Consider the following 18,327-nt stretch of genomic DNA (forward strand, 5'->3'; position numbering starts at 1 on the left):
ATCTCTAAAGAAAATCCCCGCCCCGCGTGAAATTACCATAGGGGTATACAACTTGCTATCAACTAGGTTGGCACGAATTTTCAAACAAAAAATATTAGGTTTTTTCAACCTCGACTAATTATCCAATGAAACAGAAATCCATAAAAGCTATCTTATTGTTTTCTTTATCTTTCCTCTGCATGGTGTCATCCCATGCTCAGTCGATTTTCATTGAAGCGGAGAGTTTTCAAAACAAGGGAGGATGGGTGGTAGACCAACAATTCATGGATCTGATGGGGTCTTCCTACCTGATGGCACATGGCCTGGGCACCCCGGTGAGTGACGCAACCACAACGGTGAATTTCGCCAAAACCGGAGAATATACCGTATTTGTCAGAACGTATAACTGGACATCACCGTGGACCACAAAGGAAGGTCCAGGCAAATTTCAATTGACGGTAAACGGAAAAGTATTAAACAACAAAATTTTAGGCACGAAAAGCACTGCCTGGGAGTGGCAGGAGGTCGGTAAAGTAAAGATAAGCTCCGGGACAGTTACCGTTGGTTTGCGTGACCTGACCGGTTTCAACGGCCGTTGCGATGCTGTATACTTTACTATGGACAACATTTTGCCTCCTAACGAACCGGAGGTTTTGACGGCCTTTAGAAAAGAAAAACTGGGATTACCTGAAGTTGTACCCAAAGCAGGAAAATTCGATCTTGTGGTTATCGGTGGAGGAGTAGCCGGCACTGCCGCCGCGCTCACCGCTGCCCGGCAGGGCCTTAAGGTAGCTCTCATCCAGGATCGGCCAGTTTTGGGAGGGAACAACAGTTCAGAAGTCAGGGTACACCTTGGGGGTAGGATTAACCTCGATCCCTACCCGAAGCTAGGGGATGTGGTCAACGAGATTGCCCCTCTCAGGGGAGGTAACGCCCAGCCGGGAGATTACTACGAAGATGAGAAAAAGCTGGAGATGGTCAATGCTGAAAAAAACATTAGTTTGTTTCTTAATTTCAGAGCATTTAAAGTTGAAAAAGAGGGAACAACTATTCGGACAGTATTTGCCAAGCATATTGAAACAGCCGAAGAATTAAGCTTTTCCGCACCACTTTTTGCGGATTGTACCGGAGACGGGACGATTGGCTACTTAGCAGGTGCTGATTTTGCCATGGGAAGAGAAAGTAAAGCTGAATTTAATGAACCTACCGCTCCCGAGGAAGCGGATAAAATGACCATGGGTTCATCTGTCCAGTGGTACTCAAAAGAAGGAGACAAAAGTTCCGATTTCCCGGAGTTTAACTACGGAATAGACTTTAATGAAACAAACGCCCAAAAAGTAACCATGGGTGAATGGACGTGGGAAACGGGCATGAACTTTGACCAGATTTCCGATTTCGAGAGGGTAAGGGACTACGGCATGCTGGTGGTATACTCGAATTGGTCCTATCTGAAGAACAAAAGTTCATTTAAAGAAGAGTACAAAAACAAGTATTTGGATTGGGTAGCGTATATTGCGGGAAAAAGAGAGTCACGCAGGCTAATTGGCGATATGGTGTTGACAGAACAGGACATTACCGATTTCGTAATCTATCCTGACGCCTCTGCACCAACAAGCTGGACGATTGATCTCCATTACCCCGATCCAAAAAATACAAAGCATTTTCCCGGGGCTGAGTTTAAATCGATTGCGGTTCACAAAACCATACATCCTTACCCCATACCTTACCGTTGTTTTTATTCCCGAAACGTGGATAACCTTTTTATGGCAGGAAGAAACATCAGCGTTACACACGTGGCGCTAGGTACCGTGAGGGTTATGCGTACAACCGGTATGATGGGCGAAGTGGTGGGAATGGCTGCCTCGGTCGCTGCAAAAAATAAAACAACACCACGCGGTGTTTATCAGGAACACCTGGATGAATTACAACGGCTCATGACAAAAGGAGCGAGCAAATATAACATCGAAAACTTACAGAATTATAATTTAGGAGGAACCTTAGGGCCAAAAAAAATAAATCTTCAGATTCCACCTTATGACAAAGACTAAAGCAATAAATACAATTAAACTATCACAACAATGAACTATTCAAGAAGAAAATTTATCAAAACTGCAGGACTGGCTACTGCCGGAACAATTATCTCTTCCAGGGTCGCCTTGGGGTCTAACTCCATCTGGACGTCCAACAGCAACACGCTGAAAGTGGGGCTGATCGGTTGTGGTGGCCGCGGGACAGGTGCCGCAGGAGAAGCATTGAATGCCGATCCGAACGTCATCTTAACCGCAATGGCGGATGCTTTTGAAGATCAGCTGCAAACATCATTCAACACCCTTAAAGAAAAGTACGGGAATAAAGTGCAGGTGCCGGAAAGCAATAAATTCGCCGGTCTCGATGCCTTCCAAAAATTGATCGACTCCGATGTGGATGTTGTCCTGCTTGCCGCGCCCCCCTGTTTCAGGCCTCAACACCTGGAAGCAGCCGTTAACGCCAACAAGCATGTCTTCTGTGAGAAACCCTTTGCCGTGGACGCTCCCGGTTTACGAAGGGTGATGGATGCCGCAAAGAAGGCCAAGGCAAAAAACCTATCCCTGGTTTCCGGATTCTGCTGGAGGTACCATCAACCCAAAAGAGATACCTTCGGAAGGGTTCTGAACGGTCAGATCGGAGAGATCCTGGGTGGGGAGGCAACTTACAACACCGGTGAACTGTGGTTCAAGGAAAGACAACGCGGCTGGTCAGACATGGAGTACAAACTCCGTAACTGGCTTTATTACAACTGGCTTTCGGGAGACCACCTTATTGAACAGGCCATCCACAGTATCGATATGTTCTCCTGGGCAATGGGGGACAAAGCTCCGCTGAAAATCAGCGGTACCGGCGGAAGGCAAAAGAGAACCGATCCGAAGTTCGGAAATGTATACGACCATTTCGGACTGACCTACGAATATGATAACGGCGTGAAAATATATTTCTTCTGCCGTCAACAAGCGGAAACAACCCCTTCCTATGCGGTTGAATTAATTGGAAAGGACGGTAGATGCTACGTAGACTGTCGAACCGGCGAACATAAAATTACCGGAAAAAACGCGTGGAACCTGGCTGACGTGACCAAATTCACCGATGCGGAAGCTTACAAGCAGACAAAGGTAAGAGGCATGTACCAGGTGGAGCACGACGAATTGTTTGCTTCCATACGGGCAAACAAGCCGATGAACGACGGCGAGTGGATGACGCGCTCCAACCTGCTCGCTCTGGCCGGCCGCATGGCTGCCTACTCGGGACAGACCATCACCTTTGACCAGGCGCTGAACTCATCGGAGGTATTGTTCCCGGGAGATATTTCCCGGGATACAAAGTACGACCTTCCCATTGCGATACCGGGGGTTACAGCATTTAAATAAACCAACATGAACAAAAGAGATTTTATCAAATCGGCAGCGGTGATGGCGGGAGTTTCTGCCATCACCCCGTTTGCAACCGTATCGGGCAAAAATAAAACACCATCTGCGGCGGCACAGCAAAAATCCAAGGTGTCGTTAAAAAAAGCGTTGGTCTTCGGGATGATCCAGGACAAGGGTTCACTCACGGACAAGTTCAAGATTGCCCGGGATGCGGGTTTTGACGGAGTTGAGCTCAATAGTCCGACCGACCTTTCCTTAACCGATCTCCTTCAGGCAAAACGGAATGCCGGCATAGAACTGCCCAGCGTGATCAATAAGGACCATTGGTCAAAACCATTATCGGATCCGGATCAACAAATCAGGCAGCAATGCATTGAATCGGTGATCAAGTCAATGCATGAAGTGAAAGAACTGGGTGGAGACACCGTATTGGTCGTTCCAGGCGTAGTGAATGAAAAGGTATCCTATGAACAAGCTTACATAACCTCGCAAAGCGCGATCAGAGAACTGATTCCCCATGCTGAAAAAACGGGTGTGCAAATTGCCCTGGAAAACGTTTGGAACAACTTTATACTCAGCCCCGTAGAAGCAAAGCGATTTATCGATGAACTCAACCACCCGCTGGTCGGCTGGTATTTCGATATCGGAAATGTGCTACGGTACGGATGGCCGGAACACTGGATCCACACCTTGAAGTCCCGTATCATGCGGCTGCACATCAAGGAGTTCAGCCGTGAGAACATGAACTCGAAAGGATTAAGGGAGGGCTTTAAGGTAGAACTCCTTGAGGGAGACAACAACTGGCCGGTGGTCATGAAAGCCGTACGGGACACTGGCCATAAAGGAGGTTGGCTGACCGCTGAAGTTCCCGGTGGAGATTTAACGCATTTAAAGAAAATCTCCGCACTGATGGACAAGATTATCTCCTTTTAAAAAAGCAGAATACAACCAAGCACCTATCCCTATCCGTAATGAAGAGATAACGGAAGATCTAAAAAAAGTAGCATAAACACTGATCGATCGCGTTTTTATATCACAAGTTTTTGTAAATTTGAAGTGTAAATCGTGCAGAAAAATATACCGGCAAAACAACTTATACCTAAATTACATCATATGCAAAACAGACGCGAGTTTCTAAAAAAAATGGCCATAGGCACTGTTGCCTTGAATTCGGCCACTTCCCTGCTCCATGCAGCAGGAAGCAAACCAGCCAAAAACGTGAAATTATCGGTATCACCCAACTCTTTTATCAATATCGGCCTGATCGGCAAGGGAGGCATGGGAACCTCAGACACCCTTACCGCATTAACGGTTAAAGGCGTTAAGCTTGTTGGGGTTTGTGACTTGTACGATAAACGGTTAAAAGATGCCAAGGCGCAATGGGGAAATGAAATTTTCGTTACGAAAGATTACCGGGAAATTCTTCTGCGGAAAGATATCGACGCGGTAATTATTGCTACTCCCGACCATTGGCATCAGCCGATTGCCATTGAAGCGATGAAGGCCGGGAAACACATCTATTGCGAAAAACCAGTCATCCATAAGCTGGCAGAAGGAAAAGGCCTGATCGAAGCGCAGAAAAAAAGCGGAGTCCTTTTCCAGGTAGGCAGTCAGGGTATGGCCTCTTTGGGGAACAGAGCAGCCCGGTTGCTGATTCGGCAGGGAATTATCGGAGCGGTTAATTTTGTTGACGGGCAGTTCACTTCAGCTCCGGGCATGCTAAATGCCTTTACCGCACCCGATGATGCCTCTGAAGAAACAATCTGGTGGAGCCGTTTTCTGGGAAACGCGCCTAAAATCCCATTCAACCCCCACCATTTTTTTGAATGGAGAAACTGGAAAGATTATGGTACGGGCATAGCAGGAGACCTGTTTGTACATGTCCTCTCAAGCATTCACTATATCATGGATGCAAAAGGCCCGGAAAAGGTATATACCACCGGAGGAATACATCACTATACCGACGGTTCACGAGATACGCCCGATATCATGCTGGGATATTTCGATTATCCCGACAGGAATAACACAGGAGCTTTTACGGTGCAGCTGGGAGCCAATTATGTGGATGGCGTATCCAAAAAGTGGGGAAGCATGGATTTCAGGATTGTCGGCTCAAAAGGTTCATTGGACGTGGGCTGGGATAAAATTGTACTGAAAACAACCGGGGATGTCAATACCAAAGATTTTGAAGCATTGGGGGAATTGGGACAGGAGTTTGATGCTCCCCGGAAAGTATCCTCCCGTGAGTATGTTTTCAATGCGAAAAAAGGGTACAAAGGAGGACATTATGACCATCATTTCAATTTTTTCAATGGAATCAGGAACAATACACCGTTGACGGCAGACGTCCTCTTCGCAGTCAGAACTGCAGCACCTGCACTGCTGAGTTACGAAAGCTATTTACGCAACGAAGCAATCAAATGGGATGCTCAGAAACTCAAAATAAGAAAATAGATAAGCTGCAAAAAAATTATTAGCCGCAAGATTTAAGTGTTTTTGTAACACTTGTGAAGATTTAATTAATATTTTTGCACTATCAAACATAAAGAAACATAACATGAAAAGAACAATTCCTCTGATCCTGATGTCCCTGATCGTATGCGGTAGACCGACCGCCGGCATGCTATCTGCCCAGGAGCAGTCAGACCGTTATGCGGAAATCATCAACCCTAAACTGTTGCACATCAACCGCGAAGAGCCGCGGTCAACATTCTCTTCATTCACAGATCTAAAGGAAGCCCTTGCTGCCGGTTACATATCCAAAGGAAGCGATGTGGTGCTACTGAACGGGAGTTGGAAGTTTCATTACACCGACCGGTTCAGTCAACGCCCTAAAGAAGGCTTTCAGAAGGCTGATTTTGACGACAGCGGATGGAACGATATCCGGGTGCCGGGCAACTGGGAGGTGCAGGGATTTGGTGTTCCCATTTATGTGAATACCACCTACGAATTCACCTCTCCGGGCCACACACCCTACTGGGATAGGCCCAATCCCCCACTCGTTCCGGAAGAATTCAACCCCACGGGAACCTATCGGAAAACATTTACCCTTCCCGACAACTGGCAGGAAAAGGAGATCATCCTCGTTGCAGATGCAGCCAGAGGAGCAGCCTACTACTACCTCAACGGGGAGTTCGTCGGCATGAACAAGGAGGGCAAGCTACCGGCACGATTCAACGTGACCGATCAGGCAAAAGCGGGAGAAAACGTGCTGGCGGTACAGATTCACCGCTGGAGCAGTGGTTCCTACCTGGAGTGTCAGGACTTCTGGCGGCTCTCGGGGTTTGACCGCGATGTCTACCTCTATGCCCGTCCCAAGCTACACCTGGCGGATATCTTCGCTCATCCGGGCCTCGATGCCAGCTACACCAACGGACAGTTTGCGCTCGATATCACCGTAGCTTCCCCCGAAGGGAACACCCGCCCATTCACTCTCACCTACACCCTGTCGGACGAAGCCGGCAAAAAAGTGGCCGGCGGATCCCTCACTGAAAAAGTTTCCGAAAGAGCATCCGTTCGCTTTGAAGAGATGATACCCGGCGTGAAAAAGTGGAGCGCCGAGACACCCCACCTCTATACGCTAGCCGTTGAGCTGATGGATGAAAAGGGAAGCACCCTCGAAGCGACAGCCCTGAAAGTAGGTTTCCGTACAGCAGAAATTAAAAACCGCCAGTTCCTGGTGAACGGGCAGCCGATACTGTTGAAAGGGGTGAACCTGCATGAACACAACGAACATACCGGCCATTACGTCACCGAAGAGTTGATACGCAAAGATTTCGAACTGTTCCGCAAATACAACGTCAATGCCGTGCGTACCAGCCACTACCCGCAACCGGAACTCTTCTACAGGCTGGCTGACGAATACGGGATCTACGTGATCGACGAGGCCAACATCGAAAGCCACGGGATGGGATACAACCTCCGAAAAGGAGGTACGCTGGGAAACAACCCGCTCTTTCTGGAAGATCACCTGAGCCGCACCTCCGGCATGGTGGAACGGGATAAGAACCACCCCTGCGTCATCACCTGGTCACTGGGCAACGAGGCTGGTAACGGATACAATTTCTACGAGACCTATCGCTGGATCAAAAGCCGCGACACCTCCCGCCCCGTGCAGTACGAACGGGCTGTAATGGAGTGGAACAGCGATATCTTCGCACCGATGTACTCCGATCCCGATGAGATCGAGCGGTACGCCAACGATCCCGCATCCGACCGCCCCCTTATCCTCTGTGAGTACGCTCATGCCATGGGAAACAGCCTGGGCAACTTCACCGAATACTGGGACATCATCCGGAAGTACCCCCTGTTGCAGGGAGGCTTTATCTGGGACTGGGTAGACCAGGGACTGGTGAAGAACGATGAGAAAGGGAACCGTTTCTGGGCCTACGGAGGCGACTACGGGCCAACAGGTACTCCCAGTTCGGGTGACTTCTGCATCAACGGTGTGGTCTTCCCCGACCGGAGCGTGAAACCACATACCGAAGAGATGCGCAAGGTGTACCAACATGTCTGGTTCCGCAATTTCAACCCGGTGGACGGGTCGGTAGAACTCTTCAACGAGCACTTCTTCTCCGATCTGAGTAATTACCAGATTACATACAGCATCAAAACCGAAGGAAAGGAACTGGCCCAGGGGAGGCTGCAGGCAGAAGCAGCTCCACAGGAGGCCGTAAAGGTAGCGGTACCCGGCTGGGCCCGTTACGCCGGACGCAAAGAGCAGCTGACCGTCAACTTTACGGTCACACAGCAGAAGGAGGAACGGCTGATCCCTGCCGGCTGGGTGGTAGCCCGTAACCAGTTTGTGGTCAACGATTACTCTGCCCGGATAACCGGGAAGCTGAAAGCAGCCGGAACAGAAGAGACAGAAACCTCGGTGATCGTAAGCGGCCGCCGTTTCAAGGCTGTCTTCGACAAACAGACCGGGCTGCTCACCTCCTACCGGGTGGACGGCACCGAATATATCGAAAACGGTGCTGGTCCCCGTCCCTTCTTCTGGCGGGCTCCCATCGATAACGATTACGGCGCACGGCTTCCTAAAAGGCTCTCCGCATGGAGAGAGGCCAGCTACCGGGAACTCAGGGCGGAAGGCCTGAAGATCACCCGCGGCGAGACAACAACCCTCACCTACCGCTACAGCTACCCCGAAACCGGGGCCAGCAACGAAGTGACTTATACTCTCTATGACAACGGCACCCTCCATATCTCCAACCGGTTCGATGCCACCAACTCAGATACAGAAATGATACCCCGTATCGGTATGCGGATGCAGCTCACAGGAGAGCTGGTGCAAGCGGATTATTACGGCAGGGGCCCCTGGGAGAACTACGCCGACCGAAAAAGTTCCGCCTTCCTCGACCGTTACACATCACCCATCAACGAAATGGTAACCCGCTACGTGTTGCCGCAGGAAAACGGACATCATACCGATACCCGCTGGCTGGCACTAACCCGGAAATCGGGTAATGGACTGCTCTTTGTAGCAGACGACCTGTTTGAGTTCAACGTGTCCAACTACCTGCTGGAGACGATCACCAACGGAGAATCGCTCAACAACGACGCACCGGCAGGAACTGCGCCCCGGAACAAGCATATAAGCGACTACCGTCCGTCGGATGTGGTGGACCTCTTTATCGATCACCGCATGCAGGGTGTGGGAGGGAACAACAGCTGGGGCAAGCTGCCGCTGGAAGAGTACCTGATCCGCCCGGGTGAAGCTTCGGCCACCTACGGTTTTACGCTGATCCCCATCAGGAACAGGAAAGAGGTTGAACGCCATATTTTAAGTTCTTCAACCGAAAATTAACTATCTTTGGCATTAAACTACAAAAGAGATATGAGAATCGCGAAAATAATTTCCCGGTATGCCCTCGGTGTTTTTCTAGGGTTACCGGTCCTTACAGCTGTGGCGTGTAACAACAACCGTCCGGAAAAAGAGTGCATCACCTTCGAAGAGATGAAAGACCCCACCAACGACACCCTGTCCGACTGGTCGCACGTAACTGCGGGATTGCACGCCTCGTTCATCTCTGTTGATGACAAACTGCCCAAATCCGTGGCACCGGAGATCACCCTCGTCAACAACGTGAAAATTTCCGGATGGAAAGGCGAGAAAGTGTCCGCCCAACTGCTGCTCTGGACTGCCGAGGATATCGACCAGGTAGAGTACGCGTTTAACGACTTCAAGACTGAAGGGAACAGCCTGCCCGCATCTGTAGCACAAGCCCGGTTCGTCCGTTATGTCATGACCGATGAGTTCGGCCCGGGCTGCGGGCACCGCCAACCGGGCGACTTCCCTGCTTCGCTGGCGCCGGACATGCTGGATAACCTGGAATGCTTTAACCTGGATGCAAAAACCGTCAGGCCGCTATGGATCACCTTTGACATCCCTTCCGATGTTACGGCCGGAAACTACAAGGGAGAACTTACCATCTACGCCCGGGGCCAGTCACCCCATAATTTCGAGATCGAACTGGAAATCGTTGACCGGCTGTTGCCCGAGCCGTCAGAATGGAGCTACCACCTCGACCTGTGGCAGCACCCGTCAGCCGTAGCCCGTGTACACAACCTGGAGCTGTGGAGCGACGCCCATTTCGAGAAAATGAAACCGTTGATGCAGATGCTGGCCGATGCGGGACAAAAAGTGATTACTGCTACCCTGAACAAGGACCCCTGGAACAACCAGTGCTTTGATGCGTATGCCGACATGATTGTCTGGACGAAGAACAAAGACCGGAGCTGGAGTTTCGACTATACCGTTTTCGACCGTTGGGTACAGTTCATGATGGATCTGGGCATCAATAAGATGATCAACTGCTACTCTCTCCTTACCTGGAATAACCAGCTGCACTACAACGATATGGAGAAAGGCGAGCTGGTTACCGTAGAGCTGAAGGCGCAGTCGAAAGAGTATGAAGAGCTGTGGGGAGTGTTCCTGAAAGACTTTACCCGTCACCTCCGGGAAAAGGGATGGCTGGAAAAGACCAATATCGCGATGGACGAACGTGGGCCTGCCGATATGAAGGCAGCCCTTAGAGTGTTGGAACTCTATGCACCCGAGCTGGGTGTTTCGCTTGCGGATAATCACAAGAGTTACCGCGAATATCCGTGGATAAAAGATATTTGCGTGGGTGCCGGCAACAAGGTAAGCCGTGAAGAGATCGAGGCACGAAGAGCAAAAGGGCTTATCACCACTTACTACGTCTGTTGTGCCGATAAATTTCCCAACATGTTTACTTTCTCCCCTTCGGCAGAATCGGTATACGCAGCCTGGTATGCGGCTGCCCTCGATTTAGACGGATTCCTGCGCTGGGCCTATAACTCCTGGGTAGAGAACCCGCTGACCGACTCCCGTTTCCGGACCTGGCCGGCAGGAGACACCTATTTCGTGTATCCCGATGCCCGAAGCTCCATCCGGTTTGAACGACTGGTGGAAGGGATTCAGGACGCGGAAAAAATCCGGGTACTGCGGAAAAAGTACACCGGAGAGAACACGCCCGAATCCCTGAAGAAGCTGGCGCAGCTAGAAGAGGCGATTGCCGGGTTCGGCACGCTGGAACCTTCAAGCGACTGGCAGAAGAGATTGAGCGACGCCAAGAGGTTGCTGAACACGCTTTAGAACGTGACGTAAAAATGAAAAAGTACAACACGGTAATCCGCACAACGTGGGCCGGCATCGGCTCACTGGCCCTGCTGACCGCCTGCCAAAATAAAAACGAGGAGCCCCGGCAGCCGAACATTATTTACATCATGAGCGACGACCATGCCTATCAGGCAATCAGCGCTTACGGATACGGACTCAACCGGACACCCAATATCGACCGGCTGGCGAAGGAAGGTGCCCTGTTTACCCGATCGACCGTCACCAACTCCATCAGCGCCCCGAGTAGGGCTGTATTACTAACGGGCAAGCACAGTTTTGTCAATGGCAAGGTGGACAACGTGCAGCCGTTCGACTGGGACCAGCCCAACTTCCCGAAGCTCATGCAGGCCAACGGCTACCAGACAGCCATGATCGGTAAGATACACCTCGACGGTATCCCCCAGGGATTTGACTTCTCCATGGTGTTGCCCGGACAAGGCCAGTACTACAATCCCGACTTCCTGATCAACGGAAAGAAGATCCGAAAGGAAGGGTACTGCACCGATATCATCACCGAAGCTACCCTCGACTGGCTGAAAAACAAACGGGATCCCGGGAAGCCGTTCTGCGTGCTCTATCACCAGAAAGCACCGCATCGTAACTGGCAGCCGGCACCGGAGTACCTCAACCTCTTCGACGACGTCACCTTTGAGCCCCCCTCCACTTTCTTCGACAATTACGAAGGGCGGGGAAGGGCCGCAAAGGAGCAGGAGATGCAGGTCCACGGGCATGCTACGTGGGGGCACGATTTTAAAATGATCGTGGATCCGCAGGGCGACAGCACCGGATTTCACCGTGAGCTCGAGCGGTTTACGCCGCAGCAACGCGAAAAGTGGCTGGCAGCCTATACACCCAAAAACGAAGCGTTCAAAGCCAGTTACCCCCACCTCACCGACGAACAGATTGCCCGATGGAAGTACAACCGGTACATCAAAGATTACCTGCGCACCATCCAATCGGTGGATGACGGCGTGGGCCAGCTACTCGACTACCTGGAAGAGGCCGGGTTGTCGGAAAACACTATTGTGGTGTACACCTCCGACCAGGGATTTTACCTGGGCGAACACGGGTGGTTCGACAAGCGGTTCATGTATGAAGAATCGTTCCGGACACCGTTATTGATCCGCTATCCCAAAGAGATCAGGCCCGGCACCGTTGTCGACAAACTTGTTCAGAACCTCGATTTTGCACCTACCCTCCTCGATTATGCCGGCATCACTCCACCGGAAGAGATGCAAGGGGAAACGTTCCGGGAGCTGGTTGCCGGAAAAACCGACGAGTGGCGCGACGCGGTCTATTACACCTATTACGAGTATCCTTCGGTACACATGGTGAAGCGCCATTACGGCGTGGCTACTGAACGATACAAGCTGATGCATTTCTATTACGACATCGATGAATGGGAACTGTACGACCTGCACACGGATCCGATGGAGTTGAGGAATGTCTACAACGATCCCGGTTATGCCGGTGTGCGCGAAACGATGCACAAGAAACTGGAGGAGCTGCGGAGACAGTACGGGGATAGCGATGAGCTGGACAAAAAGTTTCTGAAAGAATACCTCGAGCATCAAAATTAATGCATATGAAAACAACGATCCTTTTACTGATCTTCTTCCTCACCCTCTTTCACAGCGGGGCACAACCCGTTTCTCTGCAGGAGGGCAACCGATTTCCCCAGAGGGAAAACACCCGCAGGATCATGAGTTACAACATCCACCACGGCAGGGGAATGGACGACACAGTCGATATCGAACGCATCGGAAAACTGATCCTCGCTGTCAACCCGGAAGTGGTCGGCCTGCAGGAGGTGGACAGCATGACGAACAGGAGCGGCAACATCGATATTATCCGGCTGCTCTCCGAGCAGACCGGGATGTACGCTACCTTCGGCTACTCGATCCTGCACGACGGAGGAAAATACGGCAACGGCATGCTGACTCGGGAAAAACCGGCGGCGGTGAAGAAAATCGACCTGCCCGGAGCCACTGAAGCCCGCACAGCGCTCATCGTAGAACTTGAAAAGTATGTGGTGGTCAACACCCACCTTTCCCTCACCGGGGAAGAGCGACTGCAATCGGTAAAAATCATCACCGAAGCCGTGAGCGGCTACAACAAACCGGTCTTCCTGATCGGGGATTTGAACGCAACCCCCGACTCGGCCCCCATCGAATTCCTGAGAAAAGGATGGCAGATACTTTCCAACCCCAAACAACCCACCTCACCCTCAGTCAATCCGCTCAACACGATCGATTATATATTTGGATACACAGCCAAAGGAGAGACCTACGCCAGGTACAAGGCCGAGGTGGTGGATGAACCGGTGGCATCCGACCACCGTCCCCTGTTCGCCGATATACGCCTCAAGACACCTGCATCGGAGGTGATGCGTACCATCCCTTACCTGCAAAATCCGGGAAGCGACGAGATGACCGTTATGTGGCTTACCCATGTTCCGGCGCGAAGCTGGGTGGAATACGGTACCGACAGTACCCGCCTGCAACGGGTGCGCCCCTTCCTCGAAGGAGTGATGGTAGCAAACAACAAGATCCACCGCGTACACCTGAGCGGCCTCCGCCCTGGCACGAAGTACTATTACCGGGTTGTCTCGCAGGAAATCACCCGCTATTCCAGTTACTATAAGGAGTTCGGTGATACGGTCCGGTCCGACCTGAAAACGTTTACCACCTGGAACGATAAAGCGCGGGATTTCCGGGTTATCGTCTACAACGACCTCCACAGCAACATGACGATGTTCCACAAGTTGCACGCGCTGGTAGAGGAGAAGCCGTACGATCTGGTTATCTTCAACGGCGATTGCTTCGATGACGTGGAAGTCGAGGGAGATATCGTGAACCGGCTGCTCGCCTACACGCCCCGCATTAAAAGCGATGAGGTGCCCTCCGTCTTTATTCGGGGGAACCACGAAACACGGGGCGAATACTCCCTACACCTGTGGGATTACCTCGGGAGAATGAGAGGCCGTTCCTACAGTGCTTTTTCCCTGGGGGACACCCGCTTTGTCCTTCTTGACTGCGGGGAAGACAAACCCGACAGCCACGAGGTCTATTACGGCATGAACGACTTCACGCAACACCGGATCGATCAGGCCAACTTTCTGAAAGAGGAACTGGAGTCCGGAGCCTTTACCCAAGCAACCAAACGGATACTGATCCACCACATTCCCATTTTCGGGGTGAACCCCGGCAGCTTTTCGCCCTGCTCCGACCTCTGGATACCGGTACTGAAAGGTGCACCGTTCGATATCTCCCTCAATGCCCATACTCACCGCTTCCGGGTGATCGAGAAAGGCGAAGTGGGAAATAACTTTCCCGTCATCATCGGAGGAGGGAACAAGGAGCCCGATGGCACGGTGATGGTCCTCGAGAAGAAAGGTGACAGGCTGACCGTTGAAGTGATCAATGCCTCGGGGGAGAGATTGCTGAAAAGAGTGCTCCCGGTAACCGACTAGACAGACATGACTATGAAAAATCATCAAAAACTGTTGCTGGGTGTATTGCCGGCAACCCTGGGGAGCATCCTACCTGCAGCATCCCAACCGGAAAAAGATCAAGCCGGGGCAAACCGGCCCAATATCCTGTGGATCTCTACCGAAGATTTCAGCCCCCACCTGGGGTGTTACGGCGATGAACTGGCCAGGACCCCCAACATAGACCGGCTGGCAGCAGAGGGAATACGTTATACCCATGTGTTTACAACTGCAGCAATCAGCGCTCCCTGCAGAGCCGGCATCATAACGGGCATGTATCAGACCTCCATCGGATGCATGCACATGAGAACAACGAGCTATCGCCGCTCCGTTGAGAACCCCGTTGAGTTCACAGCGGTCCCCCCGCATTACGTCAAAGCTTTTACCGAATACCTAAGGGCAGGCGGATACTATTGCACCAACAATAGCAAGACCGACTATCAGTTTGCCAAAGATCCTGTGCCGGAAAGCATCTGGGATGAGTGCGGCAATCAGGCCCACTACAAAAACCGCCCGGAAAAAGACCAACCTTTCTTCGCAGTCTTCAACTATACGGGAACCCACGAGAGCCAGAACTGGGACATTTCACGGGTGAAGACCAATCCCGACAAGGTGAAGGTTCCTCCTTACTATCCCGATACCGACATTGTCCGGCGCAACCTTGCCAGGATGTACGACAATACCGCTCGACTCGATTCGGTCGTAGGCAGGCTGCTGGACGAACTGGAGAAAGAGGGGTTGGCGGACAATACCGTAGTCTTTTTCTGGGGAGATCACGGCGACGGACTCCCCCGGGCCAAAAGGTGGTTGTACGATTCAGGGTTAAACATCCCGCTAATCATCCGTTTTCCCGGCAGGCGGGATGCGGGATCGGTCAACGACGACCTGATCTCGGCCATCGATCTCGGCCCGACGGTTCTCTCGCTTAGCGGCATCCCCGTCCCCGTTCACATGCAGGGATTGCCCTTTCTGGGGCCACAGGCCGGAGCCCCCAGGGAGTATGTCTTCGCAGCACGCGATCGGGTGGATGAGTCGTACGACATGATGCGCTCCGTCCGCAACAAGAAATACCTCTACATCCAAAACTACTACCCCAATGAGCCTTTCGCTATTTGGGTTCCCTACCTCAACCGGATGCCGATCATGCAGGAAGTGATGCGCCTCAATGCGGAAGGCAAGCTGACCGTTCACCAGAAAAAATGGATGGCAGACAGCCGGCCGCCGGAAGAGCTCTACGATGTGGAGGCTGACCCTTTCCAATTGAACAACCTGGCCGAAAACCCGGAATACAGGGGAGTGCTCGATGAGATGCGCCTCCAACAAAAGCGGTGGAGAGAGGAAACCAACGACATGGGGTTACTCAACGAGTCGGAAATGATTGAGCAAATGTGGCCTGGCGGGAAACAACCGGTAACGGATAAGCCCTACTTCGTTGTGAATGCGGAAGAGGACCGGGGATTGAAAAACTACCGGGAAGGAGGGACCTACACACTCCCGATGTCCTTGTCGTTCTATTGCCCCACACAAGGTTCTTCCATAGTGTATACTACAGAAGAAGGCGATTCTCCTCGCTGGAAGCTGTATGCCGGGAGTCTCAGGCTGACAGAGGGGACGCATACCATCCGGGTAAAGGCCGTCAGGTACGGATACAGATCCAGTGAAGAACTGACGGGAAAATTTACGATTTTACCTCGTAGAAACCCCTGAGCATCCCTTTTCACCTTTTAAGCCATCCCATGAACCCCTTCTTTTCTTTCTTTGCGGGAACAGGAGTATTGCTTATAAAGGCTTCAAACGAGCACTCTCCCCTCACGGTAGCTTGCACCGCCCCGTAGATTATTCCCCAATCGGGGAGTCCTCCTAAATTACGATCATCGATAAACAAATCTGCCTTTAATTTGCGAGGAGAGGCTTCCCGGTTTTCTTCGGGATAATTCGCGTTTGCTGCAAAAAAGTAAATGCCGTTTTGTTCGCAATAATCAATGGCTTCCTGTAACAACTGCCCTTCGCGTACCGTCCAGAGAAGGAGCCGGTGTCCGTCGTTGTGAAGCATGCGAAGGGTCTCGATGGCAAAAGGAATGGGTCTCCCTATTTTTGGATAAGCGTGCTCAACAATGGTCCCGTCAAAATCAACCGCAATAATCATGTCAACCGTTTCTTAATTTTAACGGTAAATATACACATTCTTTTTTTCCCTTCTGTTTTTTTGGCATAAAATGAAAACCTCCGGTACGTACTGGACGTTCCGGAGGAAATTTCGAGGGCTGTGGTCCCACTTGAACCACAACCATAGAACAAGAGAGAAAAATAAAACATTTAAAAACAATATAACTGGCACAAATATAATGTATTAAATAAAATAATGAATTAATCTAATATAAATTTGTTCGCTTATGTTTTGTTTATTTGTACATATTTTGTACATTTACAGTACTAAAGAACTAAAGACATGGCAAACGTAAATTTTGAATATCGCTCAAAAAAAACACCTGCAAATTTAAATTTGAGATTCACTCACAAAGTTAAAGATGAGTTTATTTCAATAAGGGCTCAAATTGATGACCCAAAGAGCAAATGCAATATTGAAAAATCATTCTGGCAGGATTGTAAAGCAGGCAGGAATTTCAGAGACACCGATAAAGCAAACAGAAAAACCGAACTGGAAGCCGAGTTAAAGAGCCTCGAAAAACACGTTTTAAGCGCTTATGAGGAAGCCAAAGAGATTAACAGGGATTGGCTCAAAGGTGCAATTAAAAGCTATTACAACCCACCTAAAGAGGAAATAATACCAACAACGCTACTGGCATACTTTGAGTATTACTTAAACGTAAGAAGCCGTAAGCTAAAACAGAATATTGCTAATTGGAAAAAGCATGTATCAATAAAAAACATGGTTATTAATTTCATTGAGTATCAAAGAGAGGAAAAAGGTTTTCCAAGTGATGACATTCAGATTAAACAGGTAGATGATGAGTTTGTCCACTTATGGACCGAGTACGGCATCAACCAGAATTATGAAGTCTCAACTATTAAGAAAGGGTTTAACATCATTAAAACCGTTCTAAAGCACGCAAAACATCATAATGGCATTGAGCTAAATCGTGCATTTGATTTTCTCAAAATAGATTTAGAGAGTGATGAACTGCCAAAGATATGGTTAACCTTTGAGGAGCTCAAAAAGATAGAAACCGTAACAGGATTAAATGAAAACCAAGAGACAGCCAGAGACTGGCTTATTATTTCATGCTACACAGGGCAAAGAGTAAGCGACTTCATGCGGTTTAATGATAGTATGGTTAAAAAAAGAGGCAAAGTAGAGTTTATAGAGTTTAAGCAAGTTAAGACTGGTAAACAAATGGCAGTGCCAATTTTGCCAGAGGTTAAAGCCATACTGGATAAGAGAGGCGGTAAATTTCCAAAACGATTGACAGCCCAAAAGTATAACAATTTTGTAAAAGAGGTTTGTTTAAGAGCAGGCATCACTAATAAGATGAAAGGTAAGATTACAAAGGTTTTACCAGATGGGAAAATTAGAGGGGTTATAGGTACCTACAAAAAACATGAGCTGATAACATCGCACGTAGGCAGACGCTCATTTGCTACTAACTACTATGGCAGAGTACCAACTGCATACATTAAGACCATTACAGGGCACGCAACCGAAGCGATGTTATTAAAATACATCGGCAAAGCAGACCCTGGCGCAGAACAAGACATTTACAAAGCATTTACAGCCAAAACCCCAAGGTAACCGCAAGGATAGCAGGAGCAGAACAAGACATTTACAAAGCATTTACAGCATTAAAATAAATATT

11 protein-coding genes are annotated in these 18,327 nt (G+C 50.1%); 10 read left to right on the plus strand and 1 reads right to left on the minus strand.

Annotation, left to right across the window (positions count from 1 at the left end; genetic code table 11):
* The first annotated feature begins 179 nt into the window (after positions 1-179).
* The 9 genes from KCV26_04485 (at position 180) to KCV26_04525 (ending at position 16,219) form a co-directional block, all read left to right on the plus strand.
* Positions 180-2,027: an FAD-dependent oxidoreductase gene (locus KCV26_04485; protein ID WZX38324.1), complete on the plus strand. Its 1,848-nt coding sequence runs from the start codon at positions 180-182 to the stop codon at positions 2,025-2,027.
* Positions 2,028-2,057: 30 nt separating this feature from the next.
* Positions 2,058-3,380, plus strand: a complete 1,323-nt coding sequence (locus KCV26_04490; protein ID WZX37643.1) for a Gfo/Idh/MocA family oxidoreductase — start codon at positions 2,058-2,060, stop codon at positions 3,378-3,380.
* A gap of 6 nt (positions 3,381-3,386) precedes the next feature.
* On the plus strand, positions 3,387-4,313 hold the full coding sequence (locus KCV26_04495) for a sugar phosphate isomerase/epimerase (protein ID WZX37644.1): 927 nt from the start codon (positions 3,387-3,389) through the stop codon (positions 4,311-4,313).
* A gap of 180 nt (positions 4,314-4,493) precedes the next feature.
* Positions 4,494-5,834 carry a Gfo/Idh/MocA family oxidoreductase gene (locus KCV26_04500; protein WZX37645.1) on the plus strand — a complete coding sequence of 447 codons (1,341 nt, stop codon included), beginning with the start codon at positions 4,494-4,496 and terminating at the stop codon, positions 5,832-5,834.
* 103 nt (positions 5,835-5,937) lie between these two features.
* The gene (locus tag KCV26_04505; protein ID WZX37646.1) at positions 5,938-9,186 is read left to right on the plus strand and encodes a DUF4981 domain-containing protein; all 3,249 of its coding nucleotides are present in this window, start codon (positions 5,938-5,940) and stop codon (positions 9,184-9,186) included.
* Positions 9,187-9,336: 150 nt separating this feature from the next.
* Entirely contained in the window at positions 9,337-10,998 is a 1,662-nt protein-coding gene (locus KCV26_04510) for a DUF4091 domain-containing protein (protein ID WZX38325.1), read from the plus strand.
* Positions 10,999-11,012: 14 nt separating this feature from the next.
* Positions 11,013-12,602: a sulfatase gene (locus tag KCV26_04515; GenBank protein WZX37647.1), complete on the plus strand. Its 1,590-nt coding sequence runs from the start codon at positions 11,013-11,015 to the stop codon at positions 12,600-12,602.
* 5 nt (positions 12,603-12,607) lie between these two features.
* On the plus strand, positions 12,608-14,494 hold the full coding sequence (locus tag KCV26_04520; GenBank protein ID WZX37648.1) for an endonuclease/exonuclease/phosphatase family protein: 1,887 nt from the start codon (positions 12,608-12,610) through the stop codon (positions 14,492-14,494).
* Between the two features lie 12 nt (positions 14,495-14,506).
* Entirely contained in the window at positions 14,507-16,219 is a 1,713-nt protein-coding gene (locus KCV26_04525) for a sulfatase-like hydrolase/transferase (protein WZX37649.1), read from the plus strand.
* Between the two features lie 10 nt (positions 16,220-16,229).
* On the opposite strand, the gene KCV26_04530 is transcribed toward KCV26_04525, so the two are convergent.
* Positions 16,230-16,658 (minus strand): hypothetical protein, encoded by a 429-nt coding sequence (locus tag KCV26_04530; GenBank protein WZX37650.1) that lies wholly within the window; start codon positions 16,656-16,658, stop codon positions 16,230-16,232.
* A 303-nt stretch (positions 16,659-16,961) separates the two neighbouring features.
* Between KCV26_04530 and KCV26_04535 the strand changes: the two genes are divergently transcribed.
* A complete protein-coding gene (locus KCV26_04535) occupies positions 16,962-18,263 on the plus strand; it encodes a tyrosine-type recombinase/integrase (protein WZX37651.1) in 1,302 nt (433 codons plus the stop codon).
* Positions 18,264-18,327 lie beyond the last annotated feature (64 nt).

The sequence above is a fragment of the Petrimonas sulfuriphila genome, assembly GCA_038561985.1.
In the GTDB taxonomy this organism is placed as follows: Bacteria; Bacteroidota; Bacteroidia; order Bacteroidales; family Dysgonomonadaceae; genus Petrimonas; species Petrimonas sulfuriphila.

Coding starts and splice junctions, on each gene's coding strand:
- KCV26_04485 (WZX38324.1), top strand. CDS start 180: ATGGTGTCATCCCATGCTCAGTCGATTTTCATTGAAGCGGAGAGTTTT.
- KCV26_04490 (WZX37643.1), top strand. CDS start 2,058: ATGAACTATTCAAGAAGAAAATTTATCAAAACTGCAGGACTGGCTACT.
- KCV26_04495 (WZX37644.1), top strand. CDS start 3,387: ATGAACAAAAGAGATTTTATCAAATCGGCAGCGGTGATGGCGGGAGTT.
- KCV26_04500 (WZX37645.1), top strand. CDS start 4,494: ATGCAAAACAGACGCGAGTTTCTAAAAAAAATGGCCATAGGCACTGTT.
- KCV26_04505 (WZX37646.1), top strand. CDS start 5,938: ATGAAAAGAACAATTCCTCTGATCCTGATGTCCCTGATCGTATGCGGT.
- KCV26_04510 (WZX38325.1), top strand. CDS start 9,337: ATGAAAGACCCCACCAACGACACCCTGTCCGACTGGTCGCACGTAACT.
- KCV26_04515 (WZX37647.1), top strand. CDS start 11,013: ATGAAAAAGTACAACACGGTAATCCGCACAACGTGGGCCGGCATCGGC.
- KCV26_04520 (WZX37648.1), top strand. CDS start 12,608: ATGAAAACAACGATCCTTTTACTGATCTTCTTCCTCACCCTCTTTCAC.
- KCV26_04525 (WZX37649.1), top strand. CDS start 14,507: ATGAAAAATCATCAAAAACTGTTGCTGGGTGTATTGCCGGCAACCCTG.
- KCV26_04530 (WZX37650.1), bottom strand. CDS start 16,658: ATGATTATTGCGGTTGATTTTGACGGGACCATTGTTGAGCACGCTTAT.
- KCV26_04535 (WZX37651.1), top strand. CDS start 16,962: ATGGCAAACGTAAATTTTGAATATCGCTCAAAAAAAACACCTGCAAAT.